We start from the raw sequence: 14,644 nt of genomic DNA, 5'->3' as shown, positions 1-14,644 counted from the left end.
TGTTCCTTCCAGGGCAGTTCAGGGAGTCAGTTCAGAGCGGGGCGTCGACGTCGACCAGCACGCGCTGGCCGTCGACGGTCACGGGGTAGACGGGGACGGAGCGGACGGCGGGGGGCCCGGTGGGCTTGCCGGTGCGCAGGTCGAAGCGGGAGCCGTGGAGCCAGCACTCGATCGTGCAGTCCTCCACCTCTCCGTCCGACAGGGAGACGGCGCCGTGCGAGCAGATGTCGCTGATGGCGTGCAGCTCGCCGGCGGAGTCACGCACGAGCGCGACCTCGACCGTGCCGTGCTCAGCCTCCAGCTCGACGCGGAGCGTGCCCTCGACGGGCACGTCCTCGTCGTAGCAGGCCAGCTGGGCGCTCATGCACGCTCCGTCTGGAGGGACACCTCGGAACCCTCGACGTGAGTGATGGCCGTCGTGTCCTCTGACAGCGCGTCCAGCACGCTCATCGACTTCTCCAGCTCGCGCTCGATCGCCCCGATGAGGCGCTCCTCGATCGACGGGACGCCGATCTCGTGGATGAGCTCGGCGAAGAAGCCGCGCACGACGAGCCGACGAGCGTCGGACTCCGGGATGCCGCGGGCGCGCAGGTAGAAGAGCTGCTCGTCGTCGAACCGGCCGGTCGCGCTGGCGTGCCCGGCGCCCTCGATGAGACCGGTCTCGATCTCGAGGTTGGGCACCGAGTCGGCGCGAGCACCGTCGGACAGGACGAGGTTGCGGTTGAGCTCGTACGTGTCGGTGCCCTCGGCGGCGGCCCGGATGAGGACGTCACCGACCCACACCGTGTGCGCACCCTCGCCCTGGAGGGCGCCCTTGTACGTGACGCGCGAGATGCAGTTGGGCACCGCGTGGTCGACGAAGAGGCGCTGCTCCTGGTGCTGGCCGGCGTCGGCGAAGTACAGGCCGACCATCTTCACGTTCGCGCCCTCGCCGACGAACTCGGCGTCGGGCGTGATGCGCACGACGTCGCCGCCGAGCGTCACCGCGATGTGCTTGACCGTGGCGTCGCGGCCGATGCGCAGGCGGTGCGAGGACGCGTGCACCGAGCCCTCGGCCCAGTCGTGCACCGTGACGACGGTCAGGTGCGCACCCTCGTCGGCGACGATCTCGACCGTCTCCGTGAGCGCGGCGTGGCCGACGTGGTCGATGACGACGACGGCCTGCGACAGCGGCTGGGCGTGCACGAGAAGGTGCGTCGCGGTGGGCTCGAGCGCGGCCTCGTGCGTGCCGGCACCCTCGACGCCCTCGATGCGGATCGACGTCACCTCGGAGGCGACGGCCTCCTTCGGGATCGTGACGATCGTGGCGCGCGGGAACGAGGCCCACGCCACGGCCGCGGTGCGGTCGCCGGGCTTGCCGGCCCGGCCGAGGCGGGCGTCGTCGCGCTCGACGATCTCGACCTGGACCTCGGGCGCCTCGACCACGGTCGTGAGCACGCCGTGGCCGTCGAGCACGCCGTCGGTCGCCGCCGCGAACAGCGGCGCGAGCCGAGCGACCGGTGCGAAGCGCCACTCCTCCTCGCGTCCGTTCGGCACCGGGAAGTCGGCGACGTCGAAGGACGTGGGACGGGATGCGCGGGAGGCCTCCGGGAGGGGCCCGACCCCGTGCGAGTGGCTCCCATCGGCGGTGGCCTTGGAGTGGTCCGTCGACAGAGAGTCTGTGGTGGTCGTCATCAGCCGACGGCCCCTTCCATCTGGAGCTCGATGAGGCGGTTCAGCTCGAGGGCGTACTCCATGGGCAGCTCACGGGCGATGGGCTCGACGAACCCGCGCACGATCATGGCCATGGCCTCGGTCTCGGGCATGCCTCGGGACATCAGGTAGAACAGCTGGTCCTCGCTCACGCGCGACACGGTCGCCTCGTGGCCCATCGACACGTCGTCCTCGCGGACGTCCACGTACGGGTACGTGTCCGACCGGGAGATCTGGTCGACCAGCAGCGCGTCGCAGAGCACGTTCGACGCGGAGTGGTGGGCGCCCTCGAGCACCTGGACCAGTCCGCGGTAGGACGTACGGCCACCGCCGCGCGCGACCGACTTGGAGACGATCGAGCTGGAGGTGTACGGCGCGGCGTGCACCATCTTGGCGCCGGCGTCCTGGTGCTGGCCCGCACCGGCGAACGCGATCGACAGCGTCTCGCCGCGCGCGTGCTCGCCCAGCAGGTAGATGGCCGGGTACTTCATGGTGACCTTGGAGCCGATGTTGCCGTCGACCCACTCCATGGTGGCGCCCTCGGCCGCGGTCGCCCGCTTGGTGACCAGGTTGTACACGTTGTTCGACCAGTTCTGGATGGTCGTGTACCGGACGCGCGCGTTCTTCTTGACGATGATCTCGACGACCGCGGAGTGCAGCGAGTCGCTCGAGTACACCGGCGCGGTGCACCCCTCGACATAGTGCACGTACGAACCCTCGTCCGCGATGATCAGCGTCCGCTCGAACTGGCCCATGTTCTCGGTGTTGATCCGGAAGTAGGCCTGCAGGGGGATCTCGACGTGCACGCCCGGCGGCACGTAGACGAACGAGCCGCCCGACCACACGGCCGTGTTGAGCGACGCGAACTTGTTGTCCCCGGGCGGGATGACCGAGCCGAAGTACTGCTCGAAGATCTCCGGGTGCTCCTTCAGAGCCGTGTCGGTGTCGAGGAAGATGACACCCTGCTCCTCGAGCGACTCCTGGATCTGGTGGTAGACCACCTCGGACTCGTACTGCGCGGCGACGCCGGCGACGAGGCGCTGCTTCTCCGCCTCCGGGATGCCCAGCCGGTCATACGTGTTCTTGATGTCGTCGGGCAGGTCCTCCCAGCTGGTGGCCTGCTTCTCCGTCGACCGCACGAAGTACTTGATGTTGTCGAAGTCGATGCCCGACAGGTCCGAGCCCCACCAGGGCATGGGCTTCTTGTCGAACAGGCGCAGCGACTTCAGGCGCGTCTTGAGCATCCACTCGGGCTCGTTCTTGAGCGCGGAGATCTCGCGGACCTTGGCCTCGGACAGGCCACGGGTGGCCACCGCCCCGGCTGCGTCGGCGTCGTGCCAGCCGTAGTTGTAGTTCCCGATGGAGGCGATGGCCTCGTCCTGGGTCATCTGCGGCGTTGCCGCAGTGCTGTCGGTCTGTGCACTCATGCTGAATGTCCTTCCACGGAGAGCACGGGGTGGGCAGGGGCGTTGGAGATCGGGATGTTCGTGGTGCAGACGTGACCGCCGCCGGCGAGCGTCGACAGGCGCTGCACGTGCACGCCGAGGAGCCGGGAGAACGCCCGCGCCTCGGCCTCGCAGAGCTGGGGGAACTGGTGCGCGACGTCCTGGACGGGGCAGTGCCCCTGGCACAGCTGCATCGCGGCTCCCCCGGGCGCCGGCCGTGCCGACGCGGCGTACCCGTCCGCGGCCAGCCCGTCCGCCAGCGCACGGACGCGGGCGGCGACGTCCGGTCCGGCGGCGTCGACTGCGACGGCGTGCCGCTCCTCGAGCTCGCGGACGCGCTGCTCGGCGAAGCCCTGCACGGCCTGCGGACCGGCGGTCTCGGCGAGGAAGCGGAGCGCCTGCGCGGCGAGCTCGGAGTAGCGGTGCGAGAGCGCGGACTGACCGTGGCTGGTCACGACGTACCGGCGCGCCGGGCGACCCCGACCCTTCGGCCCGTTGGCGGCGTCGTGCACCGTGATCTGGTCCGTGGCCTCGAGGACGCCCAGGTGGCGACGGATGCCGGCGGGCGCGAGGTCGAGCTGGGCGGCGAGCTCGGCGGCGGACACCGGACCGGCCGCGGCGATGATCTGGAGCACGCGCTGGCGGGTGCCTGCGTCGAAGTCCGTCGTGGTGTCCGCGGTGGGGTGGTCGACTGCACGCAGCGTCGCGTTCATGCACACCTCCGTCGGGTCCTCGGTACGAGCGGCCGCGCACGGATGTCTGAGAGAGGGGGCCGCGATATTGGCAACATCCTTGTTGCGAATATCCATCCCCGCAAGCAAGGTGAGCCTTCGCTCAGGGTCGCGTCCCTCACACCGGCGCCGTCCGGCGAGCGCCCTAGACTTCCCTCTCGTGCCCGACTCCCCCGCGCTCGAGATCTCCGGGCTCGTCAAGCGCTACGGCGGCCGCGCCGTCGTCGACGGGCTCGACCTCGTCGCCCACCGCGGGCAGGTGACCGCGGTGCTGGGGCCCAACGGCGCCGGCAAGACCACGACGGTCGAGTGCTGCGAAGGGCTGCGGGAGCCCGACGGTGGCACGGTGCGCGTGCTCGGGCTCGACCCGCTCGCCGACGCCCGGGACCTGCGCCCGCGGGTGGGCGTCATGCTCCAGGACGGCGGGCTGCCGACCGGCGTGAAGGCGCACGAGATGCTCGAGCACGTCGCCAGGATGTACGCCGACCCGCGGGACGTGGGCGAGCTGACCGAGCGCCTGGGGCTCGGGTCGTTCGCGCGGACCACGGTCCGGCGGCTCTCCGGGGGCCAGCGCCAACGGCTCGCGCTCGCCGCGGCGATCGTCGGCCGGCCCGAGGTCGTCTTCCTCGACGAGCCGAGCGCCGGCATGGACCCGCAGACCCGGCACGCCGTCTGGGACCTGGTGCGCGAGCTGCGCGACGAGGGCGTCGCCGTCGTCCTCACGACGCACCTCATGGACGAGGCCGAGGACCTCGCCGACCACGTCGTCGTGGTCGACCACGGCCGCGTGATCGCGCAGGGCTCGGTGCCGTCGCTCGTCTCCTCCGCCGACGACCGCACCCTGCGGCTCGAGACCACCCCCGGCCTCGCCCTGCACGACGCGCTGGGCACGGACTTCGACGTCACCGAGCCGCGCGACGGCTCGTACACGGTCACCGGTGCCGTCGACCCCGAGGCGGTGGCGGCGGTGACGGCCTGGCTCGCCGCGCACGGGGCGCTGGCCACCCGGTTGACCGTCGGGCGTCGCACCCTCGAGGACGTGTTCCTCGACCTGACCGGACGGAACCTGCGATGAGCACGGCAGCCCCGACGACCCAGCGCGTCCTGGCGCAGACCGCGTTCGAGGCGCGCGCCATCCTGCGCAACGGCGAGCAGCTGCTCGTCACGATCATCGTGCCGGTCCTGGTGCTCGTCGGTCTGTCGAGGGTCACCGCCATCGAGCTGGACACCGGCGGCGCCAGCCGGATCGACTTCCTCACACCCGGCATCCTGGCCCTCGCCGTGATGACCTCGTCGTTCACCTCGCAGGCCATCGCGTCCTCGTTCGACCGCCGGAACGGCGTCCTCCGCCTGCTGTCCACCACCCCGCTCGGGCGCGGCGGGCTGCTCGCCGGCAAGGTGCTGGGCGTCCTCGTGGTGGAGCTCGTGCAGGTCGTCGTGATCGGCGCGGTCGCCCTCCTGCTCGGCTGGCGCCCCGATCCCGCGGGCATCGCCCTGTCCGTCGTGGCGATCGTCCTGGGCACCGCCGCCTTCACCGCGCTCGCCCTGCTCGTCGCCGGGACGCTGCGCGCCGAGGCCGTCCTCGCGCTCGCCAACCTGCTGCTGCTCGTCCTCGCCGTCGCCGGCGGGGTCGTCATCCCCGCCGAGCAGCTGCCCGGCCCGATGGCCCACATCGCCCTGCTGCTGCCGTCGGGGGCACTCGGCGAGGCCATGCGCGAGACGCTCATGCACGGTGTCCTGCCCGGCTGGTCCGTCGTGGTCCTCGTCGGCTGGACCGCTGCCCTGGGCTGGGGCGCGAGCCGGCTGTTCCGCTGGCACTGACCGCTGTTCCGCGGGCACCGCGCGCTGTGACGAGCCTCGCCCGCGGGCCGGTCCGGTGGGCGGCGACCGGACCGTAGGCTGGTCGTCGTGAGCTCGTCCCCTGCCCTCGACACCCGCCAGTCGACCCTGGACCGGTTCCGCGACCGGTGGACCTGGACCGCCGTGGTGGCCAACCTCGTCGGGCAGATCGTCATCATCGTCACCGGCGGCGCGGTGCGGCTCACGGCCTCCGGCCTCGGGTGCTCCACGTGGCCCCAGTGCGAGCCCGGCCAGTTCACCCCCCAGCTCCACAGCGCGACGTCGTTCCACCCGTACGTCGAGTTCGGCAACCGGACCGTCAGCGTGCTGCTCGTGGCCATCGCGGCCGTGGTCGCGGTCCTCGTGGTCCTCGACCGGCGCCGGCCGTGGTCCTACCGCCGCCTCGGGCTGATCCCCGTCGTCGGCGTGCTGATCCAGGCCGTCATCGGCGGGATCACCGTGCTGGTGGACCTGCACCCTGCGATCGTCGGCAGCCACCTGCTCATCTCGATGGCCCTGGTCGCGTTCTCCGCGTGGCTGGTCGTACGCACCCGTGAGGGCGACGGGCCGGCCGTCCGGCTCGTGGACCGCACCACGACGATCGCCGTGCGCGCCCTCGTCGCGCTCGCCACCGTGGTCCTCGTGCTCGGCGTGGTCGTCACCGGCGCCGGTCCGCACTCCGGCGACGACGAGGTCGGCTACCGGTTCGGCGTCGACCCGTGGCTCATGGCCAAGCTGCACGCGGCCTCCGTCTGGGCGTTCGTCGCGGTGCTCGTGGTCGTCCTGGTCCTGCTGCACCGCCGCGGGGTCCGCGGACGACCGTGGATCACCGGCCTCGTGCTCCTGGCCGTCACGCTCGGCCAGGGCGCCATCGGCTACGTGCAGCTGTTCACGGGCCTGCCGATCGCGCTGGTCAACCTGCACATGCTGGGCGCGGCCCTGCTGGCGGCCGCGGTCACCTTCTTCGTCGGGAGCCTGCGCACGCGCGGTGCCTGACCAGGTTCGTCCCGGTATCTGCTGTTCTCGTGTCGGTGGTCTCTCCTAGCCTCGAACCATGGCAGACGCGATCACCGCTCAGGGACTCGTCAAGCGCTACAAGACCGTCACGGCCCTCGACGGGGTCGATCTGGCCGTGCCCACCGGTTCGGTGCTGGGCCTGCTCGGTCCCAACGGGGCCGGCAAGACGACCATCGTCCGCATCCTCACCACGCTCCTGCAGCCCGACGCCGGGTCCGCGACGGTGGCCGGGGTGGACGTCCTGACCAGGCCGCGGGACGTCCGGCGCCGCATCGGCCTGTCCGGCCAGTACGCGGCCGTCGACGAGTACCTCACCGGCTTCGAGAACCTCGACATGATCGGCCGGCTCTACCACCTGGGGGCCAAGCGCTCCCGGGCGCGGGCGCGGGAGCTGCTCGCGTCGTTCCGGCTCGAGGACGCCGCGGACCGCCCGTCCAAGACGTACTCCGGCGGCATGCGACGACGGCTCGACCTCGCCGGTGCGCTCGTGGCAGACCCGCCGATCATCTTCCTCGACGAGCCGACCACCGGCCTGGACCCGCGTGGCCGCACCGAGATGTGGGAGGTGATCCAGAACCTCGTGGCCGGCGGCACCACCCTGCTGCTCACCACGCAGTACCTGGAGGAGGCCGACCTGCTGGCCGACGACATCGTGGTCATCGACCACGGCAAGATCATCGCGCAAGGCACCGCGGACCAGCTGAAGACCCAGGTGGGCGGTGAACGGCTCGAGCTCACGGTCCGCGACCCCGGCACCCTCCTGGCCGCCCGGGACCTGCTCGAACCCCTCGGCGTGGGCAAGGCCGCGCTCGACGAGGGCCGCCGCACGCTGCTGATGCCGATCAGCGGTGGCGCTCAGGTGCTCACCGAGGCGCTGCGCGTCCTCGACGACGCGCACATCGGCATCGACGACGTCGGGCTGCGCCGGCCCACGCTGGACGACGTGTTCCTGTCGCTCACCGGGCACGCGAGCGAGGAGGCGGACGCCGGCCCTAAGGAGTCACCGCCGCCACCACCGCCGGACGCACCCACCGGACCGGGCCGTCACGCGGCCGCCGCCCACGAGTCCTCCACCGGAGGTGCCTGATGGCCGCGCCCACCGTGTTCTCGGACAGCTACGTCGTCGCCAAGCGCAACATCATCAAGATCAAGCGCGTCCCCGACCTGCTGGTCTTCACCACGCTCTCCCCGATCATGTTCGTCCTGCTCTTCGCCTACGTGTTCGGCGGTGCGATCGACGTCCCCGGCGGCGCCGACGCCGACGCCTACCGCGAGTTCCTGATGGCCGGGATCTTCGCCCAGACGGTCATCTTCGGCGCCACCATCACGGGCGCCGGCCTGGCGGAGGACATCAAGAAGGGGATCATCGACCGGTTCCGGTCGCTGCCCATGGCGCCGTCCGCCGTGCTGACCGGCCGCACCATCTCGGACGTCGCCAACAACATCCTGGTGCTCATCGTCATGTCCCTGACCGGCCTGCTGGTGGGGTGGGGCATCCACAGCTCTGTCGGCGAGGCGGCGCTCGGCTTCCTGCTGCTGCTGATCTTCTCGTACTCGATCTCGTGGATCATGGCGTGGCTGGGGATGCTCGTGCCGAGCGTCGAGGTGTTCAACAACGCCACGTTCATCGTGATCTTCCCGCTCACGTTCGTCGCCAACACGTTCGTCCCGCTCGAGACGCTGCCCGCACCGCTGCAGACGTTCGCCGAGTGGAACCCGGTGTCGGCCGTGACCCAGGCGTCTCGCGAGCTCTTCGGCAACATCCCGGAGGGGGTGCCGACGCCGGACGCGTGGCCGCTCCAGCACGCGGTGCTCTACACGCTGATCTGGTCGGCGATCTTCATCCTCGTGTTCGTCCCGCTGGCCAACCTCCAGTACCAGCGGTCGACCAGCCGCTGAGCCCGGAGACGACGATGCCGCCCCTCGAGGCGGCATCGTCGTGCTCAGCGACCGTCAGACGGTCACGGCCTCCAGCGTCGACCAGCCGCGCGCCCGGGCCGCTGCCGCGGCGAGCACCCCGGTGACCGCCGTCGGGCTGTGGAGGCGCCCGGACAGCGCCGCGTCCACGGCGTCGTCGAGCGGGATCCACACCGGCATCATGCCCGCTTCCTCGTCCGTGCGCGTGTGCAGGTCGGCCTCCGCCACGGGCCGCAGGTCCCGCGCCAGGAACACCCGGATCCGCTCGTCCGACCCGCCGGGCGTGGTGAAGAAGTCCACCAGCCGCCACCAGGAGCCGGCCACCAGGTCGGCCTCCTCGGCGAGCTCCCGTGCAGCGGCCACGGCGAGGGCCTCGTCCGGGACGTCGCGCAGCCCGGCGGGCGGCTCCCACAGCTCGGAGCGCACCGGGTGCCGGTACTGCGAGAGCAGCAGCACGCGGTCGTCGTCGTCGAGCGCGATGACCGCGACGGCACCCGGGTGCGCCACGTACTCGCGGAGCACCTGCGTCTCGCCGAGGTCCACCACGTCGCCGACCAGGTCGAAGATCTTCCCCGCGTGGATCACGTCGTGCGACACGACCGGACGGGGCGCCTCGACGTCAGCGAGCATCAGGACTCGTCGCCGCGCTGCGCGAGGGCCGCCTCGACGAGCCCGGCGAACAGCGGGTGCGCCCGCGTCGGACGCGACTTGAACTCGGGGTGCGCCTGCGTGGACACGTAGTACGGGTGCACGTCCTTCGGCAGCTCGACGAACTCGACCAGCGAGGTGTCGGGCGACACGCCGGAGATGACCAGGCCGGCGTCCTCGAGCTTGTCGCGGTACGCGTTGTTCACCTCGTACCGGTGCCGGTGCCGCTCCGAGACGCGGGTGGCCCCGTACGCCTCCGCGACGACGGACCCGGGCGTCAGGACGGCCTCGTAGGCGCCCAGGCGCATGGTGCCGCCCAGGTCACCGTCGCCGCCGACGATCGCCAGCTGCTCGGCCATCGTGGCGATGACGGGGTGCGCGGGGTCGGAGTCGAACTCGGACGACGACGCGCCGTCGAGCCCGAGGACGGTGCGCGAGTACTCGATGACCATGCACTGGAGGCCCAGGCAGATGCCGAGCGTCGGGATGAGGTTCTCCCGCGCCCAGCGCAGCGCGCCGAGCTTGCCCTCGATGCCCCGGACGCCGAACCCGCCGGGCACCAGCACCGCGTCCACGCCCTCGAGCGCCAGCCGGGCGCCCTCGGGCGTCTGGCAGTCGTCGGAGGTGACCCACCGGATGACGACCTTGGTGTCGTGGTGGAACCCGCCGGCGCGCAGCGCCTCGGTCACGGACAGGTAGGCGTCCGGCAGGTCGATGTACTTGCCGACGAGCGCGACCTCGACGCGGTGGGCGGGCTGGTGCACGCGGTGGAGCAGCTCGTCCCAGCCCTTCCACTCGACATCGCGGAACGGCAGGCTCAGCCGCTGCACGACGTAGGCGTCGAGACCCTCGGAGTGCAGCACCCGCGGGATGTCGTAGATGCTCGGCGCGTCCTTGGCGGTGACGACGCCCTCGATGTCGACGTCGCACATGAGCGCGATCTTGCGCTTGGTGGCGTCCGGGACGTCGCGGTCGGCCCGCAGCACGATCGCGTCCGGCTGGATGCCGATGCTGCGCAGGGCCGCGACGGAGTGCTGGGTCGGCTTGGTCTTGAGCTCACCCGACGGCCCGATGTACGGCACGAGTGAGACGTGCAGGAAGAAGCAGTTGTCGCGGCCCAGGTCGTGACGCACCTGGCGGGCCGCCTCGAGGAACGGCAGCGACTCGATGTCGCCGACCGTGCCGCCGATCTCCGTGATGATCACGTCGATGTCGGAGTTCGCCTGCTGGCGCATCCGCGTCTTGATCTCGTCGGTGATGTGCGGGATGACCTGCACCGTGTCACCGAGGTACTCGCCACGACGCTCTTTGGCGATCACCTGCGAGTAGACCTGGCCCGTGGTCACGTTGGCCGAGCCCACGAGGTCCACGTCCAGGAACCGCTCGTAGTGGCCGACGTCGAGGTCCGTCTCGGCGCCGTCCTCGGTCACGAAGACCTCGCCGTGCTGGAACGGGTTCATGGTGCCCGGGTCCACGTTGAGGTACGGGTCGAGCTTCTGCATCGTGACCCGGAGGCCACGGGAGCGAAGGAGTCGGCCGAGGCTGCTCGCCGTCAGGCCCTTACCGAGGGAGGAAGCAACACCCCCGGTGACGAAGATGTGCCGGGTCGTGGAATCCGACCGCCCGGAGAGTCGATGCGCGCGCTCTGTCACGGGATTCCAACCTACCCGACGAATGCCCGATGCCGGAGCACGGCGCGGGTGAGTCCGGACACGTCGCGCGTCCGGGGCCAGCCGGTCACAGGGTCGGCGCGCTGGGGTTGGCGGGGTCCGGCACCCGGTCGACGACGACCGGCCTCGGCTCCGCCTCGATGCTCCGGAAGTCCCGCAGGGTGCCCCGGTCCCCCAGGGCGAGCGCCGCGGCGACGACGAGGGCGGCGATGATCCCGCCGCCCGCGGCCGCGCCGAGCGCGGTGAGAGGACCGTGACCGCCCACCTCGGCGACCGCGTCCACGACCCACCGTCCCACCAGGGCACCGACCCCGGCGCCGAGGACGAGCACCACCGCCGTGCGCGCCAGTCCCGCCGTCGCAGCTCTGCCCGCCGCGCGCCGCAGCAGCACGACCGCGACGACACCTCCGACGAGCATGCCGAGCGAGCTGGCCTGGGCCAGGGCGAGCAGGGTCGCCTCCGGGTCGTTCCCGGCGGGCGCCCGCACCGCTGCGAGCAGGGGCGTCGCCACGGCGACGGTCCCCCAGCCCGCGACGTTGGCCGTGATGGCGGCGCGCCCGCGCTCGAGGGCGTAGAGCGCCCGCGACGCGTGGAACATGAGCGCGAAGCCGAGCAGGCCCGGCATGAGCCAGGAGATCGTGAGCGTCATGGCACGCAGGCCCGTACCGCCGTCGGCGATGGCCACGAACACGTCCGTGACCGCGGGAGCGGCGGCGGCGACGGCGGCCGCACCGAGGGCCGCGGCGGCCAGCACCGCACGGGCGGTCCCGGACGCCATCCGGGCGAACGCGTCGTGCTCACCCGACGCCGCGCGCTGCGCGAGCCGGGGGAACGTCGACGTCGCCAGGGGCACCACGAGAACCGCGTAGGGCAGCAGGTACACCTGCTGGGACCACAGGTAGACCGACCAGGTGCCGGCGTTGCCGCGCTCGGCGGCCACCAGCAGCGCCACCAGCACGGAGAGCTGCTGAGCGACGAGCGAGCCCACCCCGGCGAACGCGAGGGCGGCCAGGCGCCGACCCGTGCCCGCGGGGAAGCGCAGGGTCGGCCGGATGCGTACGCCCAGCCGCCGGACCGGCACGAACATCGGGAAGCACATCGCCGCGACGCCCAGCGTGGTCCCCCACCCGAGCACCGCCAGCGCATCGGACGTGACTGCCGCCGGGTCGTCGAGCTCCCCGTCGGCGAGCGCCGCGTAGACCAGGTAGGTGGCGATGACGACGACGGACGACAGCACTGGGGCGAACGCCGGCCAGAAGAACTTCTTGTGCGCCTGGAGCACCGCGTAGAGGAGCACCGCGATGCCGTACATGGGCACCTGGACCGCGAAGACGGCGATGAAGTACTGGAGCAGGTCCCGCTGCGCGTCGTCGAGGCGCCCCGGCCACACCGAGGCGATGAGCCCGCTTGAGGCCGCGAGTGCGGCGCCGAGAGGCACGAGCACCAGGAGCGTCCAGCCGAAGGTGGCGGAGGTGATCGCGTCGATGTCCTTGCGCAGGCCGCGGGCGACGGGCAGCGCGAGCAGCGGCACGAGCGCGCCGGCCAGCGCGCCGCCGGCCGCCACCTCGAACAGCACGTTGGGCAGGGTGTTGGCCGCGTTGTAGACACCGCCGATGGCGCCGTCGTGGAACGCGTGGGCCTGGACGAGGTACCGGCCGAACCCGAGCACCCGGCTCAGGACGGTGACGGCGGCGATCATCGCGGCGGCGCCACCGAGCCCGGCGAGCGTGCGCCGCGCGGCGGGGCTCACGCGGACCGGTCCGCGGGCGGGTCGACCGGCCGCCGACCCCAGCCGTCCACCTCGCGCAACACCGGCGTGCGCTCGATGACGCGCGTGAAGCTGATCTTCTCGCTGGCGACCGTGAGCGCCACGACGACCGCGAGGCAGGCGAGCCGCACGGGCCGCGGCGCGCTCAGCACCACGGCAGTCCCCAGCGTGGCCCCCAGGGCGTTCGCGCCACCGTCCCCGAGCATGTCCGACTCGGCGAGGTCCTGATCCATCGCGGCCCCCACGACGCCCAGCACCGAAGCACCGGCCCCGGCTCCACCACCCGGTCCGAGGGCGAGCGGGGCCGCGACGAGCGTGGCCGCCTTGAGCGCGCGGCCCGGGCGCAGGTCGAGCAGGTTCACGAGGTTGGCGCTGGAGGCGATCAGCGCGCCCGATGCCGCGACGTCCACCAGCCAGCCGAGCGCGGGCCGACGGGTGCCGTCCGCCGCATGCACCGGTGTGGCCACCGCAGCCGCGACGAGCGCCCCGCCGCCGATGCCCAGCACCTTGAGGCCACCCGTGGTGAGCTCGCCGCGCGCGAGCGCGCCCAGGTGCCCACGCAGACCCTTGCGGCGCGAGGCCGTGTCCTCGCCCAGATCGTCGACCAGCCCGAACGCCGCACCTGACGCCGTGGCGAGGGTCAGCGCCACGGCCCCGCGCGCGGAAGGGGCACCGACGAGCCCGCCCGCGAGCAGGCCCGCAGCGGCGGCCGGTCCTTCGAGCAGGCTGATCGGCTCACCCCGGTGGTTGGTGCGGGTCCACCGCGCCTGTCCGCCGGGGGCCTGGTGGTCCAGCGCGCCCCGCACGACGGCGGTCACCGTGCTCGCGACGACACCCGCGAGGGCACGCCGCGCGACGCCGACCGTCATCCCTCGGTCCCGGCGGTGGGCTCCGTACCCTCGGGCAGCCGCGGCGTGCGATCGACCGGCGGCAGGACCACGGCGGCCGGCAGCGGGGTCTCGTCGTCACCGAAGCCGTAGTGACCGTTGGTGCCGGCGATCCGGCCGGCCAGGGCGAGCGGCACGTTGACCTGACCGGTCACGAGGGCCGTGCCGGAGACGGTGGTGATCGTCGCGGCCAGGTCCTGGTCGGCGAGCACGGCCTCCGTCAGGCTGCCCTCGCCGCGCGGGCCGTCGGCGAGCACCGCTCCGGACGAGAGCTCCTGCGCGGCGCTGAGGACAGCGAGCTGGGCCGCGACGGTCGACTCCGACGGCTCGGGGCTCGGGGTCGCGTCCGCGGCCGGCTCCTCGCGGGGGACCCCGATGACCACGATCGCGTCCGCGGGGACCGTGACCTGGTCGGCCACGGTGACCAGCGGGCTGTCGCTCTCGCTCGACGAGAGCAGCTGGAGCAGCACCGAGGCGTCGTCGGAGAGCACGTCCGGGTTGGTCGGGTCCGACGTGACGAGCGCCTGCACCAGGGCGGAGGCGAGCTCGCCCTCGACGCCGGCGTCGTCGGCGGGGACCGGGTCGAGGTACGTGAGCAGCTGTCCGACCAGCGCCTGGCGGAACGTGCGCGCGTCCGGGTCCATCCAGGTCTCGGTCAGGGTGACGTGCGCCGTCACGCTGGCGCCCGCCTGCGTCAGCCGCGCGTCGATCGCGGTGCGGATCGACTCGTCGACCTCACCGAGCGCGATGACGGCGACCCGGCGGTCCGTCAGCGTGCCGTCGAGCAGCTGCGGGCCGGCCGCATCGATGTAGGTCTCGGCGTCCTGGAGGTCGCCCGACGTGCTGTCGAGCTCGGCCCGGAGCGCGTCCTTCTCTCCGCGGAGCTGCTCGACCTGGCCCGTGAGGGTGTCGCCGATCGTCTCCTTCAGCGGACCGGCACCGAGCGCGATGCCGACGGCCAGCGCCAGGAAGACCGAGATGAGCGAGACGATGTGGTAGCGGAAGTCGATCACGGTGCGAGGTCTCCGTC

14 protein-coding genes are annotated in these 14,644 nt (G+C 72.3%); 5 read left to right on the top strand and 9 right to left on the bottom strand.

Annotation, left to right across the window (positions count from 1 at the left end; translation table 11 throughout):
- Window positions 1-31: 31 nt before the first annotated feature.
- From ACO06A_RS17295 to ACO06A_RS17280, 4 genes are read right to left on the bottom strand one after another with little or no spacing between them, the layout of a single operon-like run.
- Window positions 32-364: a non-heme iron oxygenase ferredoxin subunit gene (locus tag ACO06A_RS17295; protein ID WP_175349753.1), complete on the bottom strand. Its 333-nt coding sequence runs from the start codon at window positions 362-364 to the stop codon at window positions 32-34.
- Window positions 361-1,674: a Fe-S cluster assembly protein SufD gene (sufD, locus tag ACO06A_RS17290; RefSeq protein WP_421733427.1), complete on the bottom strand. Its 1,314-nt coding sequence runs from the start codon at window positions 1,672-1,674 to the stop codon at window positions 361-363. Before sufD ends, ACO06A_RS17295 begins: the two co-directional genes overlap by 4 nt.
- Window positions 1,674-3,119: a Fe-S cluster assembly protein SufB gene (sufB, locus tag ACO06A_RS17285; protein ID WP_281362276.1), complete on the bottom strand. Its 1,446-nt coding sequence runs from the start codon at window positions 3,117-3,119 to the stop codon at window positions 1,674-1,676. Before sufB ends, sufD begins: the two co-directional genes overlap by 1 nt.
- On the bottom strand, window positions 3,116-3,850 hold the full coding sequence (locus tag ACO06A_RS17280) for a helix-turn-helix transcriptional regulator (RefSeq protein WP_421733426.1): 735 nt from the start codon (window positions 3,848-3,850) through the stop codon (window positions 3,116-3,118). Before ACO06A_RS17280 ends, sufB begins: the two co-directional genes overlap by 4 nt.
- Window positions 3,851-4,028: 178 nt before the next feature.
- Between ACO06A_RS17280 and ACO06A_RS17275 the strand changes: the two genes are divergently transcribed.
- From ACO06A_RS17275 to ACO06A_RS17255, 5 genes are all read left to right on the top strand, one after another.
- Window positions 4,029-4,943 carry an ABC transporter ATP-binding protein gene (locus tag ACO06A_RS17275; RefSeq protein ID WP_421733425.1) on the top strand — a complete coding sequence of 305 codons (915 nt, stop codon included), beginning with the start codon at window positions 4,029-4,031 and terminating at the stop codon, window positions 4,941-4,943.
- A complete protein-coding gene (locus ACO06A_RS17270) occupies window positions 4,940-5,689 on the top strand; it encodes an ABC transporter permease (protein WP_421733424.1) in 750 nt (249 codons plus the stop codon). The genes ACO06A_RS17275 and ACO06A_RS17270 overlap by 4 nt, the downstream gene beginning before the upstream one ends.
- An 87-nt stretch (window positions 5,690-5,776) precedes the next feature.
- Complete coding sequence (locus ACO06A_RS17265) at window positions 5,777-6,703, top strand: COX15/CtaA family protein (RefSeq protein WP_421733423.1); 927 nt, start codon at window positions 5,777-5,779, stop codon at window positions 6,701-6,703.
- 58 nt (window positions 6,704-6,761) lie between these two features.
- The gene (locus ACO06A_RS17260; RefSeq protein WP_421733422.1) at window positions 6,762-7,811 is read left to right on the top strand and encodes an ATP-binding cassette domain-containing protein; all 1,050 of its coding nucleotides are present in this window, start codon (window positions 6,762-6,764) and stop codon (window positions 7,809-7,811) included.
- A complete protein-coding gene (locus ACO06A_RS17255) occupies window positions 7,811-8,623 on the top strand; it encodes an ABC transporter permease (protein WP_421733421.1) in 813 nt (270 codons plus the stop codon). The genes ACO06A_RS17260 and ACO06A_RS17255 overlap by 1 nt, the downstream gene beginning before the upstream one ends.
- Window positions 8,624-8,677: 54 nt before the next feature.
- Here the strand turns inward: ACO06A_RS17255 and ACO06A_RS17250 are convergent, their stop codons facing one another.
- The 5 genes from ACO06A_RS17250 to ACO06A_RS17230 form a co-directional block, all read right to left on the bottom strand.
- Window positions 8,678-9,271: an NUDIX domain-containing protein gene (locus ACO06A_RS17250; RefSeq protein WP_421733420.1), complete on the bottom strand. Its 594-nt coding sequence runs from the start codon at window positions 9,269-9,271 to the stop codon at window positions 8,678-8,680.
- Window positions 9,271-10,941, bottom strand: a complete 1,671-nt coding sequence (locus ACO06A_RS17245) for a CTP synthase (RefSeq protein ID WP_421733419.1) — start codon at window positions 10,939-10,941, stop codon at window positions 9,271-9,273. The genes ACO06A_RS17250 and ACO06A_RS17245 overlap by 1 nt, the downstream gene beginning before the upstream one ends.
- Before the next feature lie 85 nt (window positions 10,942-11,026).
- On the bottom strand, window positions 11,027-12,709 hold the full coding sequence (gene murJ / locus ACO06A_RS17240; RefSeq protein ID WP_421733418.1) for a murein biosynthesis integral membrane protein MurJ: 1,683 nt from the start codon (window positions 12,707-12,709) through the stop codon (window positions 11,027-11,029).
- Window positions 12,706-13,596, bottom strand: coding sequence for a hypothetical protein (locus ACO06A_RS17235; protein WP_421733417.1), 891 nt, complete (start codon window positions 13,594-13,596; stop codon window positions 12,706-12,708). Before ACO06A_RS17235 ends, murJ begins: the two co-directional genes overlap by 4 nt.
- Window positions 13,593-14,627 carry a copper transporter gene (locus ACO06A_RS17230; RefSeq protein ID WP_421733416.1) on the bottom strand — a complete coding sequence of 345 codons (1,035 nt, stop codon included), beginning with the start codon at window positions 14,625-14,627 and terminating at the stop codon, window positions 13,593-13,595. The genes ACO06A_RS17235 and ACO06A_RS17230 overlap by 4 nt, the downstream gene beginning before the upstream one ends.
- Window positions 14,628-14,644: the final 17 nt, after the last annotated feature.

Source organism: Cellulomonas sp. (assembly GCF_965229465.1).
Taxonomy (GTDB): Bacteria; Actinomycetota; Actinomycetes; order Actinomycetales; family Cellulomonadaceae; genus Cellulomonas.
The sequence above is the reverse complement of the archived record's forward strand: the minus strand, read 5'-3'. Positions and strand labels throughout refer to the sequence as shown.

What these genes read in the sequence shown, in the direction of transcription:
- sufD (WP_421733427.1), bottom strand. Translation starts at nt 1,674, where the DNA reads ATGACGACCACCACAGACTCTCTGTCGACGGACCACTCCAAGGCCACC.
- ACO06A_RS17235 (WP_421733417.1), bottom strand. Translation starts at nt 13,596, where the DNA reads ATGACGGTCGGCGTCGCGCGGCGTGCCCTCGCGGGTGTCGTCGCGAGC.
- ACO06A_RS17270 (WP_421733424.1), top strand. Translation starts at nt 4,940, where the DNA reads ATGAGCACGGCAGCCCCGACGACCCAGCGCGTCCTGGCGCAGACCGCG.
- ACO06A_RS17250 (WP_421733420.1), bottom strand. Translation starts at nt 9,271, where the DNA reads ATGCTCGCTGACGTCGAGGCGCCCCGTCCGGTCGTGTCGCACGACGTG.
- ACO06A_RS17280 (WP_421733426.1), bottom strand. Translation starts at nt 3,850, where the DNA reads ATGAACGCGACGCTGCGTGCAGTCGACCACCCCACCGCGGACACCACG.
- ACO06A_RS17295 (WP_175349753.1), bottom strand. Translation starts at nt 364, where the DNA reads ATGAGCGCCCAGCTGGCCTGCTACGACGAGGACGTGCCCGTCGAGGGC.
- ACO06A_RS17255 (WP_421733421.1), top strand. Translation starts at nt 7,811, where the DNA reads ATGGCCGCGCCCACCGTGTTCTCGGACAGCTACGTCGTCGCCAAGCGC.
- ACO06A_RS17260 (WP_421733422.1), top strand. Translation starts at nt 6,762, where the DNA reads ATGGCAGACGCGATCACCGCTCAGGGACTCGTCAAGCGCTACAAGACC.
- sufB (WP_281362276.1), bottom strand. Translation starts at nt 3,119, where the DNA reads ATGAGTGCACAGACCGACAGCACTGCGGCAACGCCGCAGATGACCCAG.